The sequence below is a fragment of the Bowmanella dokdonensis genome, from assembly GCF_017254865.1.
GTDB classification, from domain to species: domain Bacteria; phylum Pseudomonadota; class Gammaproteobacteria; order Enterobacterales; family Alteromonadaceae; genus Bowmanella; species Bowmanella dokdonensis.
In genome coordinates, this window is sequence record NZ_JAFKCV010000080.1 from 1 (window position 1) to 493 (window position 493).

The 493-nt window shown below is 50.1% G+C and carries 1 protein-coding gene; it reads left to right on the plus strand.

Translation table 11 applies throughout. From position 1 onward, the window contains the following. Window positions 1-493, plus strand: a 493-nt coding sequence (locus J0A66_RS21630) for a chemotaxis protein CheW (protein ID WP_241264371.1), incomplete at both ends; no start/stop codon positions are given.

Genomic DNA, 493 nt, shown 5'->3' on the forward strand with positions numbered 1-493 from the left:
CTGGAATTGTTGATTTTCAGGCTGATCGGCGAGCAGCCCTTTGGCATCAATGTGTTTAAAGTCAGAGAAGTGCTGCAGTGTCCTGAGCTCACTGAGATGCCTGGTGCCAGTCCCTGTGTACGGGGAATAGCGCATTTACGCGGTGTGCCTATTACCGTAATTGATCTCAGTGAGGCCACGGGTGGTAAACGCATAGAGAATTTGAAAACCGCTTTTGTGCTGGTCACCGAGTACAACCGCACTACCCAAGGCTTCCTGGTGGGGGGCGTAGACCGTATTGTTAATATCAACTGGGAACAGATAATGCCTCCTCCCAAAGGAGCCGGTGCCAACCATTATCTGACGGCTGTCACTAAGGTAGACAACAAGCTGGTTCAGGTGATCGATGTCGAGAAGGTGTTTGCCGAGATTTCGCCCATAGACGAAGAAGTCAGTGAAGATGTGAAGAAGCAGGTAACAGATATTGATCTCAGTGCTTTAACCGTGCTGGTGG